This window comes from Acinetobacter sp. YH12233, assembly GCF_013417725.1.
In the GTDB taxonomy this organism is placed as follows: domain Bacteria; phylum Pseudomonadota; class Gammaproteobacteria; order Pseudomonadales; family Moraxellaceae; genus Acinetobacter.
In genome coordinates, this window is record NZ_VPDK01000001.1 from 205,629 (window position 1) to 230,034 (window position 24,406).

17 protein-coding genes and 2 pseudogenes are annotated in these 24,406 nt (G+C 36.0%); 5 read left to right on the top strand and 14 right to left on the bottom strand.

The genetic code is table 11. The annotated features are described in order from the left end of the window. Positions 1-20: 20 nt before the first annotated feature. Positions 21-1,634 carry a sulfate adenylyltransferase subunit CysN gene (cysN, locus tag FTV12_RS01150; protein WP_180033422.1) on the bottom strand — a complete coding sequence of 538 codons (1,614 nt, stop codon included), beginning with the start codon at positions 1,632-1,634 and terminating at the stop codon, positions 21-23. 118 nt (positions 1,635-1,752) lie between these two features. Then, a complete protein-coding gene (cysD, locus tag FTV12_RS01155; RefSeq protein WP_034170514.1) occupies positions 1,753-2,667 on the bottom strand; it encodes a sulfate adenylyltransferase subunit CysD in 915 nt (304 codons plus the stop codon). A 317-nt stretch (positions 2,668-2,984) separates the two neighbouring features. Between cysD and FTV12_RS01160 the strand changes: the two genes are divergently transcribed. The 3 genes and pseudogenes from FTV12_RS01160 to FTV12_RS01170 form a co-directional block, all read left to right on the top strand. Next, complete coding sequence (locus FTV12_RS01160; protein ID WP_166136988.1) at positions 2,985-3,527, top strand: hypothetical protein; 543 nt, start codon at positions 2,985-2,987, stop codon at positions 3,525-3,527. A gap of 270 nt (positions 3,528-3,797) precedes the next feature. Next, entirely contained in the window at positions 3,798-4,433 is a 636-nt protein-coding gene (locus FTV12_RS01165) for a YqiJ family protein (protein ID WP_004782965.1), read from the top strand. A gap of 51 nt (positions 4,434-4,484) precedes the next feature. Continuing rightward, positions 4,485-5,078, top strand: a pseudogene (locus FTV12_RS01170) (flotillin family protein); the annotation flags it as partial. 226 nt (positions 5,079-5,304) lie between these two features. Here the strand turns inward: FTV12_RS01170 and FTV12_RS01175 are convergent. Beyond that, positions 5,305-5,538: a helix-turn-helix domain-containing protein gene (locus FTV12_RS01175; RefSeq protein ID WP_180033424.1), complete on the bottom strand. Its 234-nt coding sequence runs from the start codon at positions 5,536-5,538 to the stop codon at positions 5,305-5,307. Positions 5,539-5,618: 80 nt separating this feature from the next. Here FTV12_RS01175 and FTV12_RS01180 point away from each other — a divergent pair, with 80 nt between their 5' ends. After that, a complete protein-coding gene (locus tag FTV12_RS01180; RefSeq protein ID WP_257220863.1) occupies positions 5,619-6,101 on the top strand; it encodes a hypothetical protein in 483 nt (160 codons plus the stop codon). A 25-nt stretch (positions 6,102-6,126) separates the two neighbouring features. Here the strand turns inward: FTV12_RS01180 and FTV12_RS01185 are convergent, their stop codons facing one another. From FTV12_RS01185 to FTV12_RS01215, 7 genes and pseudogenes are all read right to left on the bottom strand, one after another. Further along, positions 6,127-7,716, bottom strand: a complete 1,590-nt coding sequence (locus tag FTV12_RS01185; RefSeq protein WP_180033426.1) for an SIR2 family protein — start codon at positions 7,714-7,716, stop codon at positions 6,127-6,129. Between the two features lie 382 nt (positions 7,717-8,098). Continuing rightward, positions 8,099-9,775, bottom strand: a complete 1,677-nt coding sequence (locus tag FTV12_RS01190; RefSeq protein ID WP_180033427.1) for an ATP-binding protein — start codon at positions 9,773-9,775, stop codon at positions 8,099-8,101. Beyond that, positions 9,768-10,961: an SIR2 family protein gene (locus FTV12_RS01195; RefSeq protein WP_180033428.1), complete on the bottom strand. Its 1,194-nt coding sequence runs from the start codon at positions 10,959-10,961 to the stop codon at positions 9,768-9,770. Before FTV12_RS01195 ends, FTV12_RS01190 begins: the two co-directional genes overlap by 8 nt. Positions 10,962-10,981: 20 nt before the next feature. Beyond that, positions 10,982-14,422 (bottom strand): DEAD/DEAH box helicase family protein, encoded by a 3,441-nt coding sequence (locus FTV12_RS01200; RefSeq protein ID WP_180033429.1) that lies wholly within the window; start codon positions 14,420-14,422, stop codon positions 10,982-10,984. 29 nt (positions 14,423-14,451) lie between these two features. Then, positions 14,452-15,630 carry a restriction endonuclease subunit S gene (locus FTV12_RS16655; protein ID WP_180033430.1) on the bottom strand — a complete coding sequence of 393 codons (1,179 nt, stop codon included), beginning with the start codon at positions 15,628-15,630 and terminating at the stop codon, positions 14,452-14,454. Continuing rightward, positions 15,627-17,108, bottom strand: coding sequence for a class I SAM-dependent DNA methyltransferase (locus tag FTV12_RS01210; RefSeq protein WP_180033431.1), 1,482 nt, complete (start codon positions 17,106-17,108; stop codon positions 15,627-15,629). The genes FTV12_RS16655 and FTV12_RS01210 overlap by 4 nt, the downstream gene beginning before the upstream one ends. 242 nt (positions 17,109-17,350) lie before the next feature. Then, positions 17,351-18,291: pseudogene (locus tag FTV12_RS01215) on the bottom strand (IS5 family transposase). 35 nt (positions 18,292-18,326) lie between these two features. Between FTV12_RS01215 and FTV12_RS01220 the strand changes: the two are divergent. Then, a complete protein-coding gene (locus tag FTV12_RS01220; RefSeq protein ID WP_373687217.1) occupies positions 18,327-18,566 on the top strand; it encodes an ATP-binding protein in 240 nt (79 codons plus the stop codon). A gap of 51 nt (positions 18,567-18,617) precedes the next feature. On the opposite strand, the gene FTV12_RS01225 is transcribed toward FTV12_RS01220, so the two are convergent. The 4 genes from FTV12_RS01225 to FTV12_RS01240 are packed head-to-tail and all read right to left on the bottom strand — an operon-like array spanning position 18,618 to position 24,379. Next, the gene (locus tag FTV12_RS01225; protein WP_180033432.1) at positions 18,618-19,037 is read right to left on the bottom strand and encodes a hypothetical protein; all 420 of its coding nucleotides are present in this window, start codon (positions 19,035-19,037) and stop codon (positions 18,618-18,620) included. Further along, positions 19,030-20,982 (bottom strand): hypothetical protein, encoded by a 1,953-nt coding sequence (locus tag FTV12_RS01230; RefSeq protein WP_180033433.1) that lies wholly within the window; start codon positions 20,980-20,982, stop codon positions 19,030-19,032. The genes FTV12_RS01225 and FTV12_RS01230 overlap by 8 nt, the downstream gene beginning before the upstream one ends. Next, the gene (locus FTV12_RS01235; protein ID WP_180033434.1) at positions 20,975-22,990 is read right to left on the bottom strand and encodes a hypothetical protein; all 2,016 of its coding nucleotides are present in this window, start codon (positions 22,988-22,990) and stop codon (positions 20,975-20,977) included. The genes FTV12_RS01230 and FTV12_RS01235 overlap by 8 nt, the downstream gene beginning before the upstream one ends. Beyond that, positions 22,991-24,379 carry a site-specific integrase gene (locus FTV12_RS01240; RefSeq protein WP_180033435.1) on the bottom strand — a complete coding sequence of 463 codons (1,389 nt, stop codon included), beginning with the start codon at positions 24,377-24,379 and terminating at the stop codon, positions 22,991-22,993. It lies immediately after the preceding gene. Positions 24,380-24,406: the final 27 nt, after the last annotated feature.

Genomic DNA, 24,406 nt, shown 5'->3' on the forward strand with positions numbered 1-24,406 from the left:
TTTTAAAAACCGGTCCTGTCTTATAGACGAACCAATTCCACAATTTTCTCAGCAAGTTCTTCAACCGCTTCTTGTGTGTAAGTTACATCTGTACCTTCTGCAAGGTCAGTAATTACCACCACACCAGTTTCACGAACCAGAGCAACCTGTTCAGCAGTCAGACCAGCTTTCGCAATTGCAACCACACCTTGTTGGATCAACAGGCTTTCAAGTGCTTGAGCATTTTCCAGTGCTTTTGCAGTTACAGTTACTGCAGCAGGTTTTTGACCTAAACGTGCAGCACGATCTTCAGCAGTTACAGGCTCGTTGTGTGCAGACCATTCCACTGCGGCTTCAACCATACCTGCACCAACAGTTACGTTGTTTAGACGGTCGATGAAAATGAATGAACCTGTATAACGGCTGTCTTGATAACGGTCGAATACCACTGGCGCATCAAATTCAATCGTTACGTCAGCAATCGCATTGAGATCCAGCTGCTCAACTTCCATTTTTTCCAATGTATTTACATTGGTACGGTAGTTAATTTTCGCAACTTTCGCTGGAATGGTCTGAGTACCAAACTTCACGTTATAAAGTTTGCCAACCACTAACGGTTGATCGTTCATCCATACTACAGATGCGCGAGCAGAACGTGAAATCAGCGGTTGTTCGCCAGCTTTCACCAACACGTTACCGCGTGAAATATCAATTTCATCGTTCAGTGTTAAAGTAACAGCTTGACCCGCTACAGCATGATCCAGATTACCATCAAAAGTTACGATTTCTTTAACTGTTGATTTCTTGCCAGATGGCAGTGCAACAATTTCATCGCCAACTTTCACTTCACCCAATGCGATGGTACCGCAGAAACCACGGAAGTCGAGGTTAGGACGGTTGACATACTGAACTGGGAAACGGAATCCATCTTTGCTGGTATTACGCGTAATTTCAACAGTTTCCAAAGTCTCCATTAAGGTCTGACCTTGGTACCACGGCGTACTTGGTGATTTGTTTACAACGTTATCACCGTTCAACGCAGAAATCGGTGTGAAAATAATATTTTCAGGTTTACGATCGCCCAACTGGTCAACGAACTTGTTGTACTCAGCCTGAATTTCATTGAAGCGTGCTTCAGAGAATTCAACCAAGTCCATCTTGTTCACTGCAACCACGATATTACGAATACCTAAAAGGCTCGCAATGAATGAGTGACGACGTGTTTGAGTCTGAACACCGTAACGCGCATCAATCAGGATGATGGCAAGGTCCGCAGTCGACGCACCTGTCGCCATGTTACGGGTGTACTGTTCGTGTCCCGGGGTGTCGGCAATGATGAACTTACGTTTTTCAGTAGAGAAATAACGGTAAGCCACGTCAATCGTAATACCTTGCTCACGTTCAGCTTGCAGACCATCTACAAGAAGCGCCAAGTCAGGTGCATCGCCAGTAGTACCCACTTTTTTAGAGTCACGAGTCACGGCTTGCAGCTGATCTTCATAAATCAGTTTTGAATCATAAAGCAGACGGCCGATCAGGGTTGATTTACCATCATCCACGTTACCGCAAGTCAGGAAACGCAATAAGTCTTTATTTTCGTGCTGTTTCAAATAAGCCAAAATGTCTTGGCTAATAAGTTCTGATTGGTGAGACATCGCTCATAGCTCCACAAATACGTTGAAATCGGTTTCTTTTAATCCCTCTAAATCTCCCTTTGTTAAGGGAGACTTTTTTCTCCCCTCTTTGAAAAAGAGGGGCCGGGGGAGATTTCTCTTAGAAGTAACCTTCCTGCTTTTTCTTTTCCATCGAACCTGCTTCGTCATGATCGATCATACGGCCTTGACGTTCAGATGTGGTCGCTAAAAGCATTTCCTGGATAATTTCCGGTAAAGTTGTTGCAGTTGATTCAACCGCACCCGTTAATGGGTAACAACCTAAAGTACGGAAACGAACCGATTTCATTTGTGGCACTTCGCCTGGATTCAGGCGCATACGCTCATCATCAACCATGATCAGTGTACCATTACGCTCAACGACTGGACGTTCAGCAGCTAAGTACAATGGAACAAGTTTGATATTTTCTAGGTAGATATATTGCCAGATGTCTAGCTCAGTCCAGTTAGACAATGGAAATACACGAATACTTTCGCCTTTGTTCACTTTACCATTGTAAAGGTTCCAAAGTTCTGGACGCTGGTTTTTAGGGTCCCAACGGTGTTTAGAGTCACGGAATGAATAAACACGTTCTTTGGCACGTGATTTTTCTTCGTCACGACGTGCACCACCGAAAGCAGCATCAAACTGATATTTATCCAGTGCCTGTTTCAAGCCTTGGGTTTTCATAATGTCAGTATATTTAGAGCTACCATAGTCGAATGGGTTTACGCCCGCATCACGACCTTCTTTGTTCTGATGCACGATCAGATCAAAGCCATGTTCTTTGGCCATGTTGTCACGGAACTTGATCATGTCTTTGAATTTCCAGCCGGTATCTACATGAAGTAGCGGGAATGGAAGTTTTGCAGGATAAAACGCTTTCAGTGCTAAATGCAGCATGACTGCTGAATCTTTACCGATTGAATAAAGCATAACCGGATTTTCAAACTCGGCAGCAACTTCGCGAATGATGTGAATACTCTCAGCTTCAAGCTGTTTAAGATGAGTAAGTCTTTCCTCATTTAATGACATGGACAACCTGCGTATTACACGTGTACTTATTACACTTTATAAAATTTATATTCATTATAGTGATTAACTTTTCATAACGATTGCTTGTTTTGTGATATTCATATATTAAAACGTCATATAAAAATTCACTAATATCAACTATCAGTTTTTATGAATCTGATAGCTTAGCTAAATAAAGACAATTGATTGTTTAGTCAAAGCACTCTGGAAGATTACTTTTAGCAATGAAATGATATATTAATCATCTAAACGGACAGTTCACATCGTGGTGAAAAAAAATTAGAGTAGGATTAGTTCTTCCAATTTATAAACTATGTATGCCTTATAACGAATTTGATTTAGATACTTTAAAATCCCGTCTGGAACAAGCAAAACTTGCCGGTTTTATTTACCAGCACCAGCAACATATTTTGGTTCTTCAGGAACCCTATACTGAAGATGGCAGTCCTTTAAACATTTATATCCAGCATGAATTGACCGCGGATCAGATTGGCCTGCAGTTTGGCCTGCGTAAGCTGAACGGTCAATGGGAATACCTGCTCGGTATGACTTATAGCAACCAGCAGGCAGGTTACGAAATAGGTGCCGGCAATCTGAGAAGTGATCAAAAAGCTTTCAATCTGCTTTATGCTTTCTATAACTATCCTAAAGCCTTTTTCTTGGTGGCCCTTCCTTTGTCTGCAAATACTCAGGCATTGGAACAGGCTCTCGATGAACAACTATTTAATCAGCCTGAACTTAAATTTCTGGAGACTGCAGTAAAAACCAATCCAATGGGCGAACAGGTGCAATGGATGAAGAACTATATCCTGCAACAAGCCCTAGAAATGAAAGTCCGTATCCAGACCGCCATCCTTTAATGCTTTTATACATCTACATAGGAATAGAAAAGCAGACGTATATCAATTGCTTTTCTATTCTTGAGATAAAACCTCAGATTCGCCCACCTATAAAATAGTCGACATTTATTTGCAGCTAAGAAAAACGCATCACATATTGTTAAATTTTGGATTTTATCAAGCTATCCCGATTGGGATTTTTGTTGTTTTTTGCTTACAATTTTATTAATAACTGTTATCTTTAACAGGGTCATAAAATTTCTATAAAACCATAATTAGAGACAGAAACTCATGTGGGAACTGTTCATTCATCCTTCCAACATTGTATTTAGTATCAGTTTAAGCCTGATGCTGATGTTTGCTGCCTTGGAATGTGTCTTGCTGATGCTGGGAGGTGGTTCCCAGAATATGTTCGAACAATTTCTGCCTGAAGAACCGCTTCATCCGGAAGTAGGTATTGATCAGCAGACCGGCCTGTTCAATAAAGTATTCGACTGGCTTTATCTGGGTCGCCTGCCTCTCTTTATCTGGCTCATTATTTTCCTGACCAGTTATGGTCTGAGCGGTTTATTGATCCAAGGCCTGTTCGAACGATTTACCAGTCAGCTTTTAAATGCATGGATTATTTCCCCTGCCTGTTTATTTTTATGCATGCCGATTGTACGTGGGCTGTCCGTGCTTGCTGCCAAAATTCTGCCTCAGGATGAAACCATCGCGATCTATAGCGATGAACTGATCGGACGAACCGCCACGATTATTCTGGGAGATGCCAAAGCTAACTCCCCTGCTCAGGCCAAAGTTCAGGATCAGCATGGTAAGACCCATTATGTGCTGGTCGAACCTGAACGCAATGAAATATTTAATCAAGGTCAGACAGTGGTTTTGACTCAAAAAACTAAAAATGGCTTTCAGGCTATTGAACTTTAATTAAACCAATTTCCTATAAAAATTAAGCTTGCCCAAAGAGACTTTATAACAATGCTAAATTTTGATTTATATAATGTTTTGATTATTGCGGGGATTATATTCGTTGGCCTAGTCACCTTCGGATTAATCATTGCACGTTTATACCGTCGTTCCAGTAAAGAGATTTCCTTTGTACGTACCGGTTGGGGTGGTGAAAAAGTGATTCTAGGTGGTGGGGCTTTGGTGCTACCGGTGCTACATGAAATCATTCCCGTCAATATGAATACCCTACGGCTGGAAGTCCGTCGTGCCGATGATCAGGCGCTGATTACCCGTGATCGCATGCGTGTCGATGTCATGGCTGAATTCTATGTGCGCGTTAAGCCTACCGCCGATTCGATTGCAACCGCAGCACAAACTCTTGGTCAAAAGACCATGTCGCCAAACGAATTAAAGAATCTGGTTGAAGGTAAATTTGTCGACTCTTTACGCGCGGTAGCTGCTGAAATGGCGATGGAAGAGTTACATGAAAAACGGGTCGACTTCGTACAAAAAGTACAGCAAGTGGTATCTGAAGATCTGCACAAAAATGGTCTGGAACTTGAAACTGTTTCTCTGACAGGTCTAGATCAAACCGGCTTTAAATACTTCAATGCCAACCAAGCATTACAAGAGAAAATGGAATTTTTATTTAAATTACTGTTTTACAAAAAATATTTTATAAAAAATTCCATATTTTAAAAATTCCATATTTTTTCCCATTTTTCCAGATATTAAGCCTAAAAACTCCATTTTTCGAACTTAAATAATTATAAAGTCCTAGCAGGATATCAGTAATCTTAGACCACCACGTACACTTATACTTTAGTTAAAATCTTGCTGCTTTAATATATTACGGTTCAAAACAGTTTTCTAAAAATTCAATTATTGGTGCATCTAATGCTGATAACCAATCATGTAATTCTAATATATCTAATCTTCTATCTAAATTTTCTACTTTCGCAATGTAGGACTGTGGCTTTTTTAGAGATGTAGCTAACTCTACCTGAGTTATATTTTTAAACTCACGTATTTGAATTAAATTTTTGATCAATTTTTTGTATCTAGGGTCATGTATTGAGCTCATAGCCCAAGATGTTGTACTATTAAATAAAATATCCCAAAATAGGATATTTTCTTGTTAATTTGTTCATGCGGTATATCTATATGTCTATAAATCATCAGCTTAAAAGCTGTTTGTTTGATTTTTTATCAAATCGCACATTCTCTGGCTATGAGTTCAAAGACTTAAGAAATCTATTTATCTCTTGCTATCCTGAATTTAGTTCAAAAAAATATTATTCAAAAATCTATCAAAATGTTAGAGAACTAGCTTCGTTAGGTCTAATATTAGTTGATACAGCAACTTGCACCTATAAATACACTTCAAATTACACACGTACAGAATTCTTAACTTTCAGAGACAACAATGCGTCAGATCAGATCAAAGGCAAGTTATTACTAGAATATGATAGAGTCTTATTGACTATAGATCAGCTTCGTAATGAACTTCATATCTATGAATTATATCTTGATAAATTTCCATTACTTGCAGAGATTATCAGGAAGTTAATAAGTAAAAAAAGAAATGAAATAAATCTCTTAGAATGCGAGAAACAAGCAATCACTAATTTGCTAGAAGCCTGCTAAAGCTTCTAGCTTCTAAATTAGTGGGTTATAAAACTTTATTCTCAATTTGATCTAAAATGCATATCAATCTTCTAACAGTAGAAGCATCTCCTTTAGCTTTCAAATGATCAAACTCAGTAGATAGGTAAGTTTGTTTGATTAAATCACAATTCTTATGAATTGGATTATTGATAAGCCATAAAGCTAGAAAATCAATTTTTTTACTCAAAGAACATTCAGATTCACCAACCTTTTCCATTCCTATAATTTCTTCAAAAGTCCAAGTTTTATCAAATTGTCTTGCTACAGATGGGGGTATTTTCTTTCTATAATGCTCTACATCGAAACCTAATAATTCTTTTAAAGTTGGTTGAATTTCACTACTTGTCGCATAAGAGGGATTTGATCTAGCATATTTCTGAACAGGTAGATAGGTTCTGTTCTTCTTAGATAGTTCGGGAAGCACTAATTGTAAAATATCCGAGTCACTAAAAGGTAAATCATCAAAGATAATATCTTTTAAAATATCCCAACTACTTACACCATTAAGCCCGATACGTTCTCCCGATTCATTCTGGGCAACGCCAACACCAACTACGAATTCCAGTTCTGAATTTTCAGCAGTTGCTTCATCAAAGTCTTTTACAGCAATACGTCTATCAGCATCTTCTGTTGTCTTCACTATATTATAAATTTGCTCTTTCAATGCCCGTAATAAGTGAACAGGTATTTTTCTTTCTGAGTGTTGAAGTGCTTTATAAATTTTTGAATAGTCGTGCGTTCTAATATGCGTGAAATAAAGTTTATTTGAACCAACAGTCATTAAAACAGATTCTAATTGATCTTTGTCATCATCAGGTCTTGTTATAAAAATTAGATTCTTTGCCAGTCGTTCTAATTGCTCTTGAGATTCCATCATATCCGCAATGAGACTTAGCAAATCCATAATATTAGTATCTGTTATAGAATAGCCAATAAATATAACTGGATTCTCTAAAAATATTGATAATAGCTTCGCTGCTAAATATGCATTTTTTTTATTAAAGTTTTGATAATCATTTTTTGTCAGCACTAAACTTGAAAAGTTGCTACAACACCCGTGAATCTTAAATATCTCACCAATAGATTGAGGATTTCTGAAGAACAAATCTGATTGTCCAACATAGACATTCAATTTAGGAAATATCGTTTCAAGCAACCGATCCCAATTGGTCGTGATGATACCATCTATGACAACATCTGGGTTTAATAGTTCTTGTAACTCAGGATTACCTTCTATTTTTTCTTTAATTTCAACATCTTCCAAATATCTACTTATTTCATATTTAAGAGGAGTCTCTATCGCATGAACCCAATTCTTATTTTGGTAAATTTCAGGTTTATCTTTATTTAATTTCCACCATTCATTAGAAAAATCACCTGCTAATGCTAAAGCAGCAGCAGGATAGTCATTACCTGCTGTTCCTAAATAACTATCAAATGGCATAGCGGTTGAAAATTTAGATAATAAGCCTCTCCAATCAGGAAGGTCTAAATAACGTCTAGAAAAGCCTGAGCCAATAAACAAAAATGGGGCAGAAATTGATTCACTCAGTATTTCAGCCAATTCTTTTTCAATATCTAAGCCTTGTGTCATTCTTCCACCCCAATAAATTTTATTAATTAAAAACTTACGTATTTCTTAATATTTTTCAATACATAGAAGCTTAATTATCACAAGTCAATTCTCTTATGATTCATGACATGAAAAATTGCATGACCCTAGGATAACTCCTGCAATCCTAGATCGAATTGTTCATAGCTTGTATATATCATTAATAGTAGTCCACTAATTCCAATTAAGAGTAGTCCACTAATTTCGATTAAATGTGGTCCACTGAGTTTATAAAAAGCGAGATCCTAAGATTCTCGCTTAAATCTTAATTTTAGGTGCATATTCCTACTTAGATGAATATACACAGTTGCATACCAACTTGGACAATGATTCTCACTTTAATTGAACACTCTAAAAAGATTAATCATATCCATTTATTTTGAAAGTCTGCACCTGCTGAATTTGGTATTATTGACGGTTGATGAATATTAATCGTTAATGGAATCGGAAAATCGTTTCCAATAAGTACAGCTTCCCCTGGTTGTAAACTAGGTAAAAAATCTGAAGCTGCTTTATCAATTTCACCACAAGCACGTTCAATAATTTCTCTATCTCGATCATTAGTAAGCCTATGAACAATTAATGTGCCTAATTGGCTTAATACGCCTTCAGTTATATCCCTTGGTCGCTGGGTTGCCAAGCAAATATTTAGACCAAATTTACGTCCCTCTTTAGCAATCAACTCGAATGCATCCAATTTAGCGATGGTGTCTTCATTACCAATAGCTTTACCAATAAAGTTATGGGCTTCATCTAAAAAAACAACAATCGGCTTATCTGAGAAACTCCTTGCTCTCGCTTGACTCAATAGATGACGACCAATAGCATTTGCAACAATTTCTCGAGCTTTAAACTCAAATCCGACATCACTTAAATCAATTCTTAAAATTTTCTTGTCTGACCTATTAAAATGATCAATTTTTTGCATGAGTGTGGGCAGCTCAGCTTTTGGCCTGAAGACAAATTCAAAAGTTTTAGATGTTGTTATTCCGTGAATTCTTGATACCAATGAAAGGCAGTAACTAAAGCTTTGTTGATCTTCATTCCATTTCCAATCCGATTTAGAGGTAGGTGGCCAAACACATTCTTCTCGAATTTGTTTGCTGAGTCTCATAGCATTGAATGGTGTTGATGGATGCTCAATTAAGCTCATTCCGCCAATAGAACGAATACATACTTTCCATGATTCTTCTGTTGTTCCAATTTTAATAAATACACCATCAGAAATTTTATCTAAATGTAATTGCTTGTTTTCCAATATATTAACTAATCGTAGGCTTCTAATAGCATCTCTAAATTTAGGGCCTTGTACTTTTCCTGAAGGTTCGAATAGAGCTATAAAATCAGTTTCTTGGAAGCATTCTGCTGGCAAACTGACAGCACAAGAACCAATAGCTGGGCTAATGGGATCACTCAAATGCACATTTTCAATATCATCGCCAATGAAATCTTTATATTCTCCAGTTGGATCAAGAATAATTATTTTCGAGTTAAATCTTAGACATTCCTCCAATATTTTGGCTGTCGTATAACTTTTACCACCACCTGTTGAACCTAAGATTCCAAGGTGGCGACCAAATAGTTTTTCAGGTGTTACATTTATATCGCAGCCCTGATCTAAATCTATGAAACCTAAATTTAGTTCAACCTTTGGTGTTCCTTTATTCATTCTTTTAGGAAGCTGAGCGATAAGTTCATGAGGTGCTGAATAGATGAGATCATTAATATTTGGATAATATTCAACCCCAGCAGTTACATACAAACTGTCCATTTGAATTGTGCCAAGAAGTTGGATTCGCCCCGCAATATCTAAATTAGATTTATCTAAATCATCTTTTTTTATTTCAACGATACGACCGAGAATTAAGTTCACCTGACTTTCAATCAATATGAACTCACCAACTTCTCCCTTTCCATAACGTTTTCCATGGTAGTAGGTTGCTTGATGTTGTAAATTTATATACTCGAAATTTACAGAATTGGCAGTAACAGCATTTACTTTTCCAAAAAGTAATTCAGGTTTGATTACACCACTATGCATGTGTACCTCCAAATAATTTTTTCATATTTTCATGAAGATTTTCAGCAGGAGATAAAGCCGTAAGATCAGGAATAAGACTTGAAAATTGCTGAAAATCACAATTTAGAAAGAAAACCTCATCATTCTTTCTATCATCTGCAATTTTTTTAAATATTCGCCAATACTTGGACGTTTCAGATGGTGGCTTTTTGAAATCACTTTCAATAGTAGGAGAGACAATAATAACTTTTAAATGTGGGTTCGAGAGTATTGCCGATAGTATTGGCTCGGATAAATGATCATCATTGAATCCAAATCCAGCAATTATTAAACATGTATTCGGCTCTCTTAAACTTTGAGAAAAGCGAGCAATTAACTCTAAGTGGGGCTGTATATATGATTGTTGATATTTCCCCTTAGCAGGAAAAATCATACAGCTATCCTCAGCCGTTACATTTTCTGCTTGCTTAATGATATAAGGACTAGTTTTATCACGACTCCAGTTTGTCGAACCGTGAAGTTTATAAAGTTGGTATACACCCTCTAGATAATGAATATTTGTTGAAGATGAAGTTGCGTTTCTTCGAACAATATCCATATCAAAAAACCTTGCATCATAGATCCGAGGCATAGAGAATGAAAAACCATCAATTACAGTAATACCTAATAGTCCAGCGGCATCTTCAAAGCAGGTATCATAATTGGTTGTAAAAAGCTTAACTCTAGGATCTTTTGATTTCCTTCTAGCCAATTTCCTAATAAATTCTTTATGACCAATAAGTTGCGTATCTTTATCAATGATAAAACGGCATTTATGGAGAATTAGTTCTTTGCATTTATTTATAAAAATTTCAGTTTTTCCTTTTTCGTCTCCAACTTGTAAATAAGCTTCACAATGAGATAGGCATACCTCTATGTTTTTATTCGTCTTAATATCAACATCAAACTTACTCTCAGTGAAACATTCGTCGGCAATTGCATCCATGTCACCAGTAGTACATGCTTCCCATAAATCCCACATTCCGGGACCTTTTACAACATCACCTAATGATGTTCCACTTCCAGCCAACACCATAATATTAGGCATCTGAAGAGCTGATTTTAATTTCCCTTTAATATCAGACTCAAAAGTTTCGTTCTCAATTCCGTCATCTTTATCAGCAGAAACCCAAACCTGCTTTAATGAATTATAATATTTATTAGTCATATTATTACCTATTTAATAATCTAAGCCACCGCTTCATTAAATGCTTCAACAACCCCAAATATGTTGTCAGCATCTGCTTCGCTAAACACACCGTCAATTCCTTCATAGTGGATTTGATTGAAAGGTGGTTCATAAAGTTGTGCCGCATCCAGTACACCGTTTTGAGTCAAATGCTCAATTAGCATTTCCACAAAACGTATTTGTTTCTCGTTATACGTTGAGCCTTGCAAATACTTAGAAAAAGCTTCCTGAACCGCCTGACGCTCTAATCCCACCAGAGAACGAATGAAGAGAGGTAAGGATTTCTCTGTTCCAAAACATTCTTCAAATTTATCTCGGCTTTCAACTTCTTGCGCTTCAAAAACAAAGCGTTCTAACTCACTTAGATCGGTCGGTGTCAATGCTAAACCACGCTTGAGCTTGGCAATGGTAATGTGGTCTTCATTCGCCTTAATAAAGCTCTCTACACGCTTGCGGTACTGGCCAAGGTTTACGCCACTTGAAACGACTGGTATATCGACTGCTTGCATTTCTCCAATTTCATCATCAAGCATGGAGTAGACAATGGTTGAGGTTGATTTCTCTATGAGTTTGACCAAAGCGCGAATACGTTTACGCATCGCCTCAAGCATTGGCAATGTAATGCCTTTCCAATATTCCACGGTTTGAATGTCTTGAATTAGCGCAATCTGTTCTGCAACAACAGGAATATTTTCTTTGCTTTCCAGTTTAGAAGCAATTTCAATCACTTTATTGGCATAACTCTGAATCGCTGTATTGTTCTTTTGCAATACTGCCAACTCAAGGTTGTAGCAAAGCATATCAAACAGTTTGGCTTCTAAGGTTTCAGGCTCAAGTTGGTTTGGTAATTTAGAAATGTGTTCTCGTAACGTACCAATGGCAAGGTCATCTAAGTTGTTCCAAGCATCATCATTTTTGAAGTGTTCAACATGCTCAAGTTCAGATTTCACAATGAAGTTGTCATTATTCATCGACTTTACTTCGGTCTGTAAACTCTGACGTAGATCTTGCTGTACAGCTTTTAGCTCTTCGGTGGCATCGTCCTTCGCATTGAGCAGACTCAGGATATTTAAACGTGCTTTAAACAAACGTTGTCCAAGTGGCTCTGTGGTCGATACAGGTGCACCATCAGGGTTTTCATTGAAGTATTCAAAGTTAGAGCAATAGTCGAAAATAAAGAATTCTTTTTTATCTTTTTCAGGGCTAAACAATTCTTTGCAGAGGCGTGTACCACGCCCAATCATCTGCATAAATTTCACTTTAGAGCGTACAGCTTTAAAGAACACCAGATTGACCACTTCAGGCACATCAATCCCTGTATCCAGCATATCCACTGAAATCGCAATTTGCGGTTCAGGTAAGTCTTTCTTGCTGAAGTCATCAATTAAGCTTTGTGGATACTTAGTGGCATGGGTAATGACACGGGCAAACTTGCCATCATATTGCGGATAATTTTCATTGAAGCGATCAGCAATAAACTGGGCATGTTTTTGATTGACGGCAAAGATAATGGTTTTACCCAAACGATCTCCACCTTCGGTCTTAATACCATTTTCCATCAAGTGCTTGAGCATTAAATCAATCGTGCCTGTATTAAACAGCTCTTTATTAATCTTGGATGCTGAGACTTCTTCAGGTGCATCTTCATCGCCCCAATTTAGACTGTCCCAGTGTTGTTTTTCCTCTTCTGAGAGTTCGTCATATTTCACGCCTTCACGCATAAATTTAAGCGGAACAGAATAAGCTTTCGGTGGCACAAGATAGCCATCGGCAATAGCTTGATCGAGGTCGTAGTAATCGGTTGGGACACCGCTTTCTAAGCCAAAGAGTGCGTATGTATCACGGTCAACTTCATCTCGTGGCGTTGCGGTTAAGCCCACCAGTAGGCTGTCGAAGTATTTAAAAATTTCACCAAACTTTTGATAGACGCTGCGGTGTGCTTCATCGACAATAATCAGGTCAAACATGCCTGTACCGAATTTACGTGTGCCATCGGCATTCATTTCATCAATCAAACCCATCATAGTTTGATAGGTAGAGAAATACACTCGACCGACTTGGTTCTTATCATCCAGTAAATTGACAAATGAGGCATCTTTTAAATTGGCTTTAAAGGCATTGTGCGCCTGATTGACCAAAGATGTACGATCAGCAAGGAATAGCGCCTTTTGTACCACATTTGCTTTCATTAGCACATCGACCAGTGCAATGGCGGTACGGGTTTTACCTGTACCTGTTGCCATAATTAGCAAGCCAGCACGTTCTTTACGTTGGAAAGCAGCTAGCATGGCTTTGATGGCACGAGTTTGATAGTAACGCTCGACAATGTCCGCATTGATCGGGAAGCTACTTAAATCAGGGTTGTTCTTCCGTCTTTCGATCAGACGTTTGAGTTCTGCCTGCGTATAAAAGCCGTGAACTAAGCGTGGTGGACCACCTTGCACATCATTCCAGATTCGGGTTTTATAGCCATTGGTATAGAAAATAACAGGTCGTTGTCCTGTTTGTTGTTCTAAGCAATCTGCATAGAGTTTAGCTTGTTGTTGTCCAATATCAGGATCGGTCGAGGTGCGTTTAGCTTCAACCACAGCCAAAGGCAAGCCATTGGCATCATACAGCACATAATCCACTGCACCTTTACCCGATGGACTCGGCATACCTGTTACAGCAACTTCCTCTCGAACCGATGTACCTATTTCCCAGCCTGCTTCTTCAAGCATGAGGTCAATTTTAAGTTTTCGAGTTTCGTCTTCTTTATAGTCGGTATGGTCTTCGATTTTGCTGTTGGCAATCTTGGCTTGTTCAACGTCTGCACGTTTTTGTGCAAGTTCAGCATCTATGTTGGCTAATAGTTTTTCACGCTCTTCTAAACTTGCAGACAGTTCAAATAGTTTTTGTTCACGTTCCCGTAAAGCTTTATGTTGCTCCGCAAACTGTTTTTCTTTAGCTTCTGTTTCTTTTTGCAGTTGTTCTTGGTTGGCGGTGATTTGCTGAGTATTGTCAGCATTTGGTATTAGTTTTGGGTTAAATAAAATCGACTGAGAACGGTCTTTTGAGGGTGAACCATAGTTCCGTTCAAACCACACATACATCAGGAATAAATGGCTGATGTGTTTTACCGTTTCTTCGGTAGTGAGATGTTTGAACTTTTTCCCATGTACGGCACTGTTGCCGACCATGCGGATGTTGTCCATTTTGTCCCAAATATAGGGCGGAATCAGGTCTTTAAATTTGAGGTCGTTGAGTAAGTTATGCAGTGAAGCATCATAGGGTTGGGTCAGTTTTTTATCGTATTGATACAGCCATAGCACAAGGTTTTCAAGCGAAGTACGAGCCGCAGCAAGGGCAAATTGTGGGGAAATATACACGAGCTTTTCGGCTTCTTTGGCGGTGGCTGCCAAGCTTTTAAATTCAGGTTCTAAAAACGAGAAGTTGCTCATGTATATACCCTCAAATTTTAAATTAAATTTTATAAACTGCCGTTAAATGCTTGGTTTTGTAATGATTGAAATAAACTCTCTTGCATAACAAGAGCCTTTTGCAGTAATTCTTTCTGGAACTCAACTTTATCAACTATTTTACAAAAATCTAATATCTTCTCTTCATTTGGGAAAATAATTTCAGTTTCTTTCACAAAAGAGACGTTTAGAGTAGGCTGACTTACAGTACGAGTATTTTTTTTAAAGTAATTTTGAATCGCTTCAGTTTTTAGACACTCAGCAACAAAATTAATAATTCTTTTATCTTGTAAAGGAACTCGTGTAATTGCTCTTGCAATATTGAAACCAATGGCTTTATTTGGAACTTTAGCAATAGTACCTATTGAGCCAACACAGCTAACTAAAATTTCATTCCCTTTTAATCTAGATCGACTGTAGTCTTTCTCAATTTCAGGATCTATTGTTTTTATTGAAGTAAAAGACAATATTCCACCATCTATATCACCAACCCTAATGAGTGGAATTCCTCCTTCAAAGTCATTCCCTGGCTGAACTACTCCGTAGTTAACTCGATCTTTTGCATCACAAATATCTCCTAAAATTACTTTGTTCCACTTTTTAGGATTCTGTTCAGGATCACCAAACATATCAATAAACGTGGCTTGTAAAAGCTGATCTAACTTTTCAATCGCTTGCTGACGTTTTTGGCGTAACTCATCCGCCTGATCCAAAATAGTAGCAATTCGGCGTTGTTCTGCAAGTCGTGGGAAAGGTATTTCCATAAGCAGTAATTGCTTAGGGCTTAAATTAGGTTGAGCTGCACCACCTGCATTTTTCAATAGACCATCTAAAAATTCACCACTAAAAAAGAACTTTAAATAATCGGCTGTAATTTCATCTTTAGCTCTAATGATTGCTACACGCTGATTAATATAAGAACCCACATCAGCATCCGAAGCAACTGCAATTTTTCCAACAGTAGCCCCTGATAAAGCCATTAAAATATCTTTATTTTGAATTTTAAAATTATCAGAAATCTTATACTGACTTGCATCAACAGTTAATGCTGCTTCTGTTTGAATAGAACCCTCTTGTAGATCACCAATTCTAATAACTTTGTCATTCCCAGTTCCAAACCATTCACTTTTAAAAGCATAACCAGAAATAACGGTCGCAAAATCACTTAAAAGTTTTTTATCTGAACTCACTTAAGCATCTCCTTAAGCGCAGCCATTCCTTTTAAAATATCCTGCTCAATCGCTTCTAAATCCGCCAAAATTTTACTTGGTGCTTCATATTCCACTTGCTCGTACACCACTTCTTTATAACGGTTAATCGACAAATCATATCCATTGGCAGCAATATCGGCTTTATCCACCATAAAGCTTTGCTCTGTGGCTTGACGTGTGCTTTCCGCTTCAAGGTTTTTAAAACGAGCAATAATGTCAGGAATGTTGTTATTTTCATGCTTAGACGCATCGAGTTCATTGCGCTTATCATCCAGCGAATAACCATCCGCCTGCATATCATAAAACCAAACTTTATCCGTACCGCCCGACATAGTTTTGGTAAAGATCATAATGGCAGTTGAAACCCCAGCATAAGGCTTAAATACACCTGACGGCATGGAAATAATCGCCTCTAGCTTTTGCTCTTCCACAATCTTTTGACGCAAATCTTTATGCGCTTTCGATGAACCAAATAACACGCCATCAGGCACAATCACCGCAGCACGACCACCTGTTTTTAACAAACGTAAGAACAAAGCTAAAAACAGTAATTCAGTCTTTTTGGTTTTTACAATCGCTTGTAGATTTTTGGCACAGCTTTCATTGTCCAAACTGCCTGCAAATGGCGGATTGGCTAAAATCAAACTGTATTTTTCAGCAATATGTGAATGTGCTTCACTCAAAGAATCACGGTTTTCAATTCGTGGGTTTTCAACACCATGCAGCATCATATTCATCGAACCAATACGAAGCATGGTGCTGTCAAAGTCATAACCAAAGAAAGTGTCGGAGCTAAAACGCTTAGCCGCTTCAGGATTGGCAAAAATCTCAGTACTGTAATGATCGTTTAAATATTCACTTGCCGCTACGAGAAAGCCCGCTGTACCGCACGCAGGGTCACAAATGGTATCAGTTGGCTTAGGCTGCATCAATTCCACAATCATCTTAATGATATGGCGAGGGGTACGGAACTGACCGTTTTGACCTGCCGAAGCGATTTTACCGAGCATGTATTCGTAAATATCGCCTTTGGTGTCTTTATCATCCATTGGTACATCGGCAACCAAATCCACCACTTTGGTTAACAGTGCAGGCGTAGGAATGGTAAAACGTGCATCCTTCATATGATGGCTGTAGGTGGTTTCGTCTTCTGCACCTAAGTTTTTAATGAAAGGAAAGACTTCATTGGCAACGGTATTATATAAAGTTGCAGCATCGCCTAAAGTAATAAACTTTGACCAACGAAGATGATCTTGCTCAGGCGTAAAAATTGGATGTTCTACAGCAGTTTTTAAGCGGTTAGCTTTCTTTTCTTTCGTAATCTGAATTTCATCGAGTCGGCGAATAAATAGCAAATAAGTCATTTGCTCCATGACTTCTAAAGGATTGGAAATACCGCCACTCCAAAATGCGTTCCAAATCTGGTCAATTTTGCTTTTAATTTCGCCTGTAATCACGTAGATGACTCTCAAATTTCTTTGAGAGTATTGTGAGATAAATCAACAAAAAAAGCTATTTGAATTAAAGGAGATGCGACAGGGTTTGGCGTTATATTTATATCATTCCAAATCACGAGGCTCTGTACTAATGTATCTATTCTGCTAGTCTATAATTTAACCCATTTAAAGCAACATAAGGTTTTAGACAGGCTTTCTTGCACAAAGATTTAAAAAATAAAATACCTCTAAGTGACTCAAATTTAAGGCACAACTCGGGTGTGAGGTCTGCCTAATTCTGTAAATTTATTTAATATGGCTACGCGTGCATGAATCTCATTCACTTGGCTATCAAAACTCCTTGCACTGAGTTTATCTCCTAATAACTTGATGCAATGCATCTTAGTTTCAACCAAACTTCGCTGATGATAGCCTGACCATTTTTTCCATAGTGCCCTACCTAAACGTTTAACTGTTCGAAGTAACTCATTTCGCTCTAGCGAGCTGCTCTTTGTATCTTTCCATGGTTTCGCATTTTTTCTAGGTGGAATCACCGCATGCGCTTGCCGATCGGCAATGACCTGACAGCATTTCTTGGTGTCATAAGCTCCATCGGTATAAACAGAATCAATCTGCTCATCTTGTGGAATCTGATCAAGTAAATCACCAAGTACCTGTGAATCACTAACATTATTGGTTGTGAGCTGAATAGCGCGTATTTGCAGGGTTTTAGCATCTATACCAATATGTAATTTACGCCATTGGCGACGATATTCGGGTCCATGTTTCTTGCGTTTCCATTCACCCTCACCTAGAAACTTCAAGCCAGTGGAATCGACAAGTAGATGCAGTCCATTGCAACTCTGCTCATAGCTAATTTGAATATCAATATGCTTTTGTCTTCTACAGAGGGTGGAGTACGAATATCACTGATATTCGGGGCTGCTCAGCCACAGAGTTTAATCAGGCTTTGAGCAAAGCCAGTGACCATACGCAAAGAAAGACGGAATAGAGATTTGATCATTAAACAGCATTGAATCGCTGTATCGGAATAAGTTTGATTTCTTCCGTGCTTGCCTTGTGGTTGTGCATACCATTGGGTCTTCGGATCAAACCAGATTGAAATATTCCCTCGCTTGATTAAAGCACGATTGTAGGATGACCAATTTGTTGTACGGTAGATTTTAGATGTAGGCTTCTTCATCTTATATTGCTGAAGAAGCCTTCAAGAATAGCTTTGTGCAACAAAGCCCATCAGCTGTAGAAGGAATTTTATTAGATTTTATTGATAATTTTTCAATGCAAGGCAGTTTACTTATTACAAGCCAATTCTCTTATGATATTTGGTATGAGAAATTTAATGACCCTACGATTGCTGATGCAATTTTAGATCAAATTATTCATAACTCTTATACATTCGAAGTTAGTGGAGACTCGATGAGAAAAATTGGATCTTTTGATGAAATCGCCACTCTTTAAGAGTGGCAGATTTTAGGTGTGATATACATAATAGGCTCTTTTCAATATTTATCATTGTTCTCGCTGAAAGGGTAATACTTTTCCACCTTGTCTATAGACTTTCAGCATGTCCTTTAAATTTTTGTTTTCTACTATCAATGAATTTACTTGCATTAATAAAACATCATAACGAGCCTTTAATTCACTTATTTCATCCTTAGTTTCTTTAACCACTGCTTTTAATTGCTTTTGGGGACGTTTATCACCATTATCATTAAGGCTTTTCCTTGCAATCTCAGCCTGCTTAATTTTAATTTTGAATGCTTCAAACTCAGGATTATCATTTCTAATTGAACTAGGATCACGACCTGCTTCTAGCGCCACTGTAGCCTTGTTAATCTTATATTTAGTATTGATCAACTTTGGGTGAGTGGGTTTATTTAATATCAATCTCTGCAACGCAGCTTCATAGTTCTCAAGCATCCTAGACATTTCTATTCTCCAATACTGAACGTTTTGCTAATACATTATCAATTGCTTCGATCTCTATTAGAAATTGTTTATATGAAATGGAGTCTTCTTCAAATTTAGCCAATTGCGATAAATAGTTAGCTTTTGCTTTATTCAATGCAATTACTGAATCATCATCAAAGATCGCCTCACTACAAGTCACACATGCAGTAGCATACGCAAAAGATAACTTATTACATTGACCTATCTTAGCACAGCCACCTAAAGGAGTTTTTTTGTAGGACAAACGATTTTCTTTTACATATTTTTGAAGTTTCTTTCTGTCTGTAAAAAACACAGGTATATCATTTGAATTTCGAACAAGCTCATAATTTGTACCTTTTGCTCCAAATAAAGTTGAAGAATTATCTACTACCTTTTCACAGAATGAATTGAACTTAAATAATTCTTGTTCAGTCTGATATTCATTAATAAAGTCTTTCTCCATATTAATTTTCTTTGCATTGTGAAAATTATTGCTGTACCACAAAGTCATATCAAAACTAATATGTTTCAATTGTTTTTTAAGAGTAGATAATTTCACTATACTACTTCGGCTACAATATACAGCTAAACTTCTTCTAAATTGATGATAATTAAGCTGCCATGATTCACCAACAACAAGATCATACTCACTTTCCCAATCAACAAGTAAGTTAAAATTAGTTAATTCTTCTAAATCAGACTCTTCAAACAAAATTGGTTCAATAATTTTATATATATTCTGACTTAACGTAGCAGTTGCCAAAGTTGGGAACTTATATAGGGGATGTACTCCTACCTCATGGTTTTGCTGATTAAATATAGGCAATAAAGGATATTTCTCTAAAGGAATATCCTTGCATTCTGCCTTTATATATCCTATATCAATCACAATTTTATGAATTTTTGCGATAGTTTGTAAGGTATCTAGTACAGGTAGAACTTGTTTAGAAGTTACCCAACTACAGCTTTTTATTCCAATTTTAGTAAGTTTATTCGTGTATCCATTCAGGATATATATTTTCTTTTCATCTATATTGTTTTCTATTACTTCCAAACAATTATAAGGAAGACTAGAAAGCTCATTTTTTCTCATGCCACTAAAACAAGAAATATAAGCACTTCCTAATGATTGGATATATAGGAAGTGACTAATAATATGTGATCTAGTCGTAAGAGAATATTTTTTAAAATATGCTCTTAGCTCATCAGGAATTTTAAGCTGTTTAAAAGGAACACTGATACCACCACTTGCTGCTCTTCTATAAAATCTCTCATTACTAAAAAATTCTAATAACTGATTTTTAATTAGCTGAAACTCATCAAAAAAATCCGTTGTTTTTTGCATAAAATCTGCAAGTATTTTTGTAGGAATCAAAGGGGTTTGCTTTATTGAATCAATAGCTTTACTTTCAATAGTTCTAACTATATTTAAGCTTTCTTTTGAAAAACCAAAACCTTCTATTTCATAGAAATAGCCAGTTTTATTTACTAATTCAAATATATTTAAATTTTTACCAATATTAGCTTTAGTATCAAAACTAATAGAATCAATAATAGCATTTAAGCAAAACCTATTATTTTCAATATTAGCAAAGTCAGAATTAAATTCTTCACATAGTAGTGCCAGTCTTCGCAACATTCTATATTTCCCAATAATTGTTCTGAATGACAATGCAGAGGTATTATTTACACCTTGATAAATATAAAAATATAAACAAAGCTTCAAATAGAATTTTGATTTATCACTTAGCTTATCTTCAATACTAAAATTAATAATTGTTGTTTGAGTATATGATGAAATATACTTGCTGAAATCCCATATATCATCAGTAAAAAAACTCAATGGAGTATTATTTTCCGTATAGGTTACAATCGTAGATTCATCAGGAAAACTGGCATTAAACTTAACTTTATTTAAGTTAATAAAATTTTTTTTAAGCATAAAAATCCACCCCTAAGTCAGCAAATAATTCCATTATAACTTCCCAATTTTCATCTAAATAACCTTGATTCACTTCATCATTAATAAATGAAATTAAAGGAATAATATGATTATTTTTATCACTAATATATTTTAAAATTTCATCCACACGAAATTTTACTATTTGCATTTCATCATTCGGATCGGGATGAAGCTCAGCGATTTTCCTTAAAGATAATAATTTTCTTATATCTGTTTCTTCTGTAAGCACAACATAATCTTTACAAAACAGACATGATGCAGGATTTGAACAATTAGGTACTTCAATATTTTCGTTAAAACCCTCTGCTCTAGCTGGTTCAGCATTAACACAATGTCCAGCTATTGTATTTTTACTATCCAAATCTGTTATTACAGGAATTAATTTATCAGTATTTCGATTATTAAATATCATCTGACTATAAACTTCATTAAAGAAATTAGTCATTTGTATATGTGTTTGTTCTCTAGTAGCTTCAGTATAGTGTTTAATATTTACCGACTCAGTATGCCCTAATCGTTCCGCAACAAAGTCTAAACCTTCTTCTAAATTTTGAACAATATTACTATTACTACGTCTAGCATCTTTAGGATTGATCCAAGTTTCTTTCCCAATAATTGAGAAATACCATAACTTAAAGTTGAGAAAATCCTTAAGGCATAGAGGACTAATTACTTCGCGTGTGGTTACAAAAAAATCAAGAGTAAAACCAAAGAATAGAGAGTCCTTAATTAATAATTTTAATCCTTCACCATACTCATTTAATATTTTCTCTCTAAATATTAAATAATCTTTTAGTGCTTTAACCATTTTTTTAGTTATCGGAATTTCAACTTTTTTACCACCTGCACGAGCTTTGCTAGCGATCAGCTTGTGATTCGAAGTGTCATTTTTGAGCTTCTCTACATCTGATGCTTTTAATTGGAAAACGGTAGATTGATTACAACCTGAATCCATTATCAATAGAGTTGCCATACTTGCTACTGCTAAATTGATAATCTTCAAACGTTCTTTACTATTAAGTTCATTGGCTCTTAATACCGATTTTTCATAGAGATTATAAGATTTTTTAAGATCAAAAGGTAAATCCTCTTCAGACGTTTTAAAACGCACAGACAATTCCGATACATTGTCTATTTTTTTGGCATTTTCCACTGTTTCAAGACGACTAAGAAAGCGTCCACTTACTGAATCAATAAAATATTTTTTTTGGTTTTCTCTTGGTGTTTTTATCATATAAACATATTTATATATATGTTTTTTATTATCATTGATATCAACAATTATAGGAAGGTTATCTTGATTTAATATAAAATCAGATAAAGTATAGTAAAGTTTCTTACAATGACTTAAAAAAATACTATACTCTTCGTCAGAATATACTTTTTTCTCTTTATTACCTGAAGAGAAACTTTTGATTTCAACATAATTCTTTTTAAATGATTTTCCACTTAATTCACAGTTAGATGCAATAAACTTAAAACAGATTTGTTGTTGTGAGGCATATTTTTCTGTTGATACAAAATCAGGATTACTCAATCCTTCTCTTACCTTATCAAGCATTATAGAAGTATATTTTTCATAGATTTGGTGACAATTATTAATATCATCAAATTTTAATTCTATTCCATTTTTTTCACTTATATCATAAAGATCATTTACAGTTACGCGAATTTTGCTTAATTTGGTAAAACTACCCTTAACTGTTAAAGAAATAATTTGATCACTTAAATAATTTCTAAGTGCTTTAGCCATTTCAGGATGATAAGTCTCTTTAACCACTTTTGCACAATGAGTAAATTTACTTGTTTTTGTTCGCTTACTAAAACACAAAGCTCCATAATCAAAATAAAAATCATCATTGCCGTTCTTAACAATTAATACAAGTGATTCTATTGGATAACCATTTTCAGAGAAATTACTGAAATCCTCAATTCTTATAAAATTGACTGGTCTTTCTTCAAATTTATTCTGGTTATTAACTTGCATTTAATTATCATACCTATAGATTGATTTCATATATTGCTCACTTACTCGTTCATAAGCTTTATTACGTGCATGGTAATTAATATAACTTTCAGTAATTATCCTACTAGAATGTCCCATTCTTTCTCTAATCTCTTCTAATATTTCTTCTAGAGGTAACTCACTATTACTTTCTAAATAGCGTAAAAGGTTTAAACCAAATGTTGCACGTAGATCATGGAAACTAAATTTACGGATAGGTTCATTATTTTCTTTCATTAGTACCCGAATATCATTTAAATATTTTCTAACAGCTTCACCTGATCTTTCAACGCCACTATCATGAGGTTCAACTGGGTATTTATTATTTTCTCTATCTTCATTTTCTAGTCTGCTTGTATATAAAGCATTACCATGTTTACTTAAAAAAACATAGTTATTATTATTTTTATAATAGCTCTTAGCTGCTCGTTCTTTCCAATCCTCTGAGTTTATATATTCCGCAAGCTCTTCTACCAACCATATCGGAAAAAATATGTTATAAGGTTTATCTTGCTTATTATCTATTGTCGTAGTATTACCTACTTTCAAAGCCTTGAAAGCACCTTTCTCAGTACGACCATCTTTCATTGTTTTTATATCTTCAACCCTTAACGTACATACAGCTTGTAGCCTTGCTCCTGTACAAAGAGCAATAATGCAGATTAATTGAAATAACCTACTAGTATGTTTTTTCAGGTATTTATGGAAAACTTCTTGTTCTTCCTCTGAGAGAGGATGTAGTTGTCGTCCATCTTTAATTGCATCAGTTGATTGCTCAGCAGAAGGTGTTCTAGGAATACTTAAATCAGATACTTCATATTCTATCTGGAATCCAAAACCCTGACTATTTTTACGCCATCTCTTTTCTTTACGCTTTACAAAAAGGCTATCTTTTAATTTTTTTGGCAACCTATTTTTTAACTCTTCTTTCGTAAATAAATTATTGTCAAAGCAATATTCATAGAATGCAACTATTCGAGCTATTCTCTGAGCAGCAGTATTTCGACTTAACTTTTCTCTATTCAATAAGTCTTGTCTATAACGATATGTAACCCTTAACTCCTTCTCTATAGGTATATGCAACATATCAATATTGTGAGTTTCCATGAATCTAAGAAAGTCTAATAAATCATCTCCAACAGTTTTTAGTAACTTTGAACTTTTGCGCTGTATTGCTAAAGCATTCAAATATAAAGCTGCTTTATCCCATACTGTTCCATCACATTTTATAACAACAGGAAAAGCTGAAGCATAAACTCCTTTCTTCTCAACAAACTTATTGTTGTCACAATCATAAGCATAAAGCCGATAATTATTTAAAATCTTTCGACTGGCAGTGCTTTCATTTTTTTCATTTGTTGAATTTTTCAATTCTTACACTCCAATAATTCCATGTTT

Bases quoted from the DNA above. Each gene is read 5' to 3' on its own strand.
- FTV12_RS01225 (WP_180033432.1), bottom strand. From the start codon at position 19,037: ATGTCTAGGATGCTTGAGAACTATGAAGCTGCGTTGCAGAGATTGATA.
- FTV12_RS01175 (WP_180033424.1), bottom strand. From the start codon at position 5,538: ATGAGCTCAATACATGACCCTAGATACAAAAAATTGATCAAAAATTTA.
- FTV12_RS01165 (WP_004782965.1), top strand. From the start codon at position 3,798: ATGTGGGAACTGTTCATTCATCCTTCCAACATTGTATTTAGTATCAGT.
- FTV12_RS01230 (WP_180033433.1), bottom strand. From the start codon at position 20,982: ATGCTTAAAAAAAATTTTATTAACTTAAATAAAGTTAAGTTTAATGCC.
- FTV12_RS01235 (WP_180033434.1), bottom strand. From the start codon at position 22,990: ATGCAAGTTAATAACCAGAATAAATTTGAAGAAAGACCAGTCAATTTT.
- FTV12_RS01195 (WP_180033428.1), bottom strand. From the start codon at position 10,961: ATGACTAATAAATATTATAATTCATTAAAGCAGGTTTGGGTTTCTGCT.
- FTV12_RS01180 (WP_257220863.1), top strand. From the start codon at position 5,619: ATGTCTATAAATCATCAGCTTAAAAGCTGTTTGTTTGATTTTTTATCA.
- FTV12_RS01190 (WP_180033427.1), bottom strand. From the start codon at position 9,775: ATGCATAGTGGTGTAATCAAACCTGAATTACTTTTTGGAAAAGTAAAT.
- FTV12_RS01185 (WP_180033426.1), bottom strand. From the start codon at position 7,716: ATGACACAAGGCTTAGATATTGAAAAAGAATTGGCTGAAATACTGAGT.
- cysN (WP_180033422.1), bottom strand. From the start codon at position 1,634: ATGTCTCACCAATCAGAACTTATTAGCCAAGACATTTTGGCTTATTTG.
- FTV12_RS01160 (WP_166136988.1), top strand. From the start codon at position 2,985: ATGCCTTATAACGAATTTGATTTAGATACTTTAAAATCCCGTCTGGAA.
- FTV12_RS01200 (WP_180033429.1), bottom strand. From the start codon at position 14,422: ATGAGCAACTTCTCGTTTTTAGAACCTGAATTTAAAAGCTTGGCAGCC.
- cysD (WP_034170514.1), bottom strand. From the start codon at position 2,667: ATGTCATTAAATGAGGAAAGACTTACTCATCTTAAACAGCTTGAAGCT.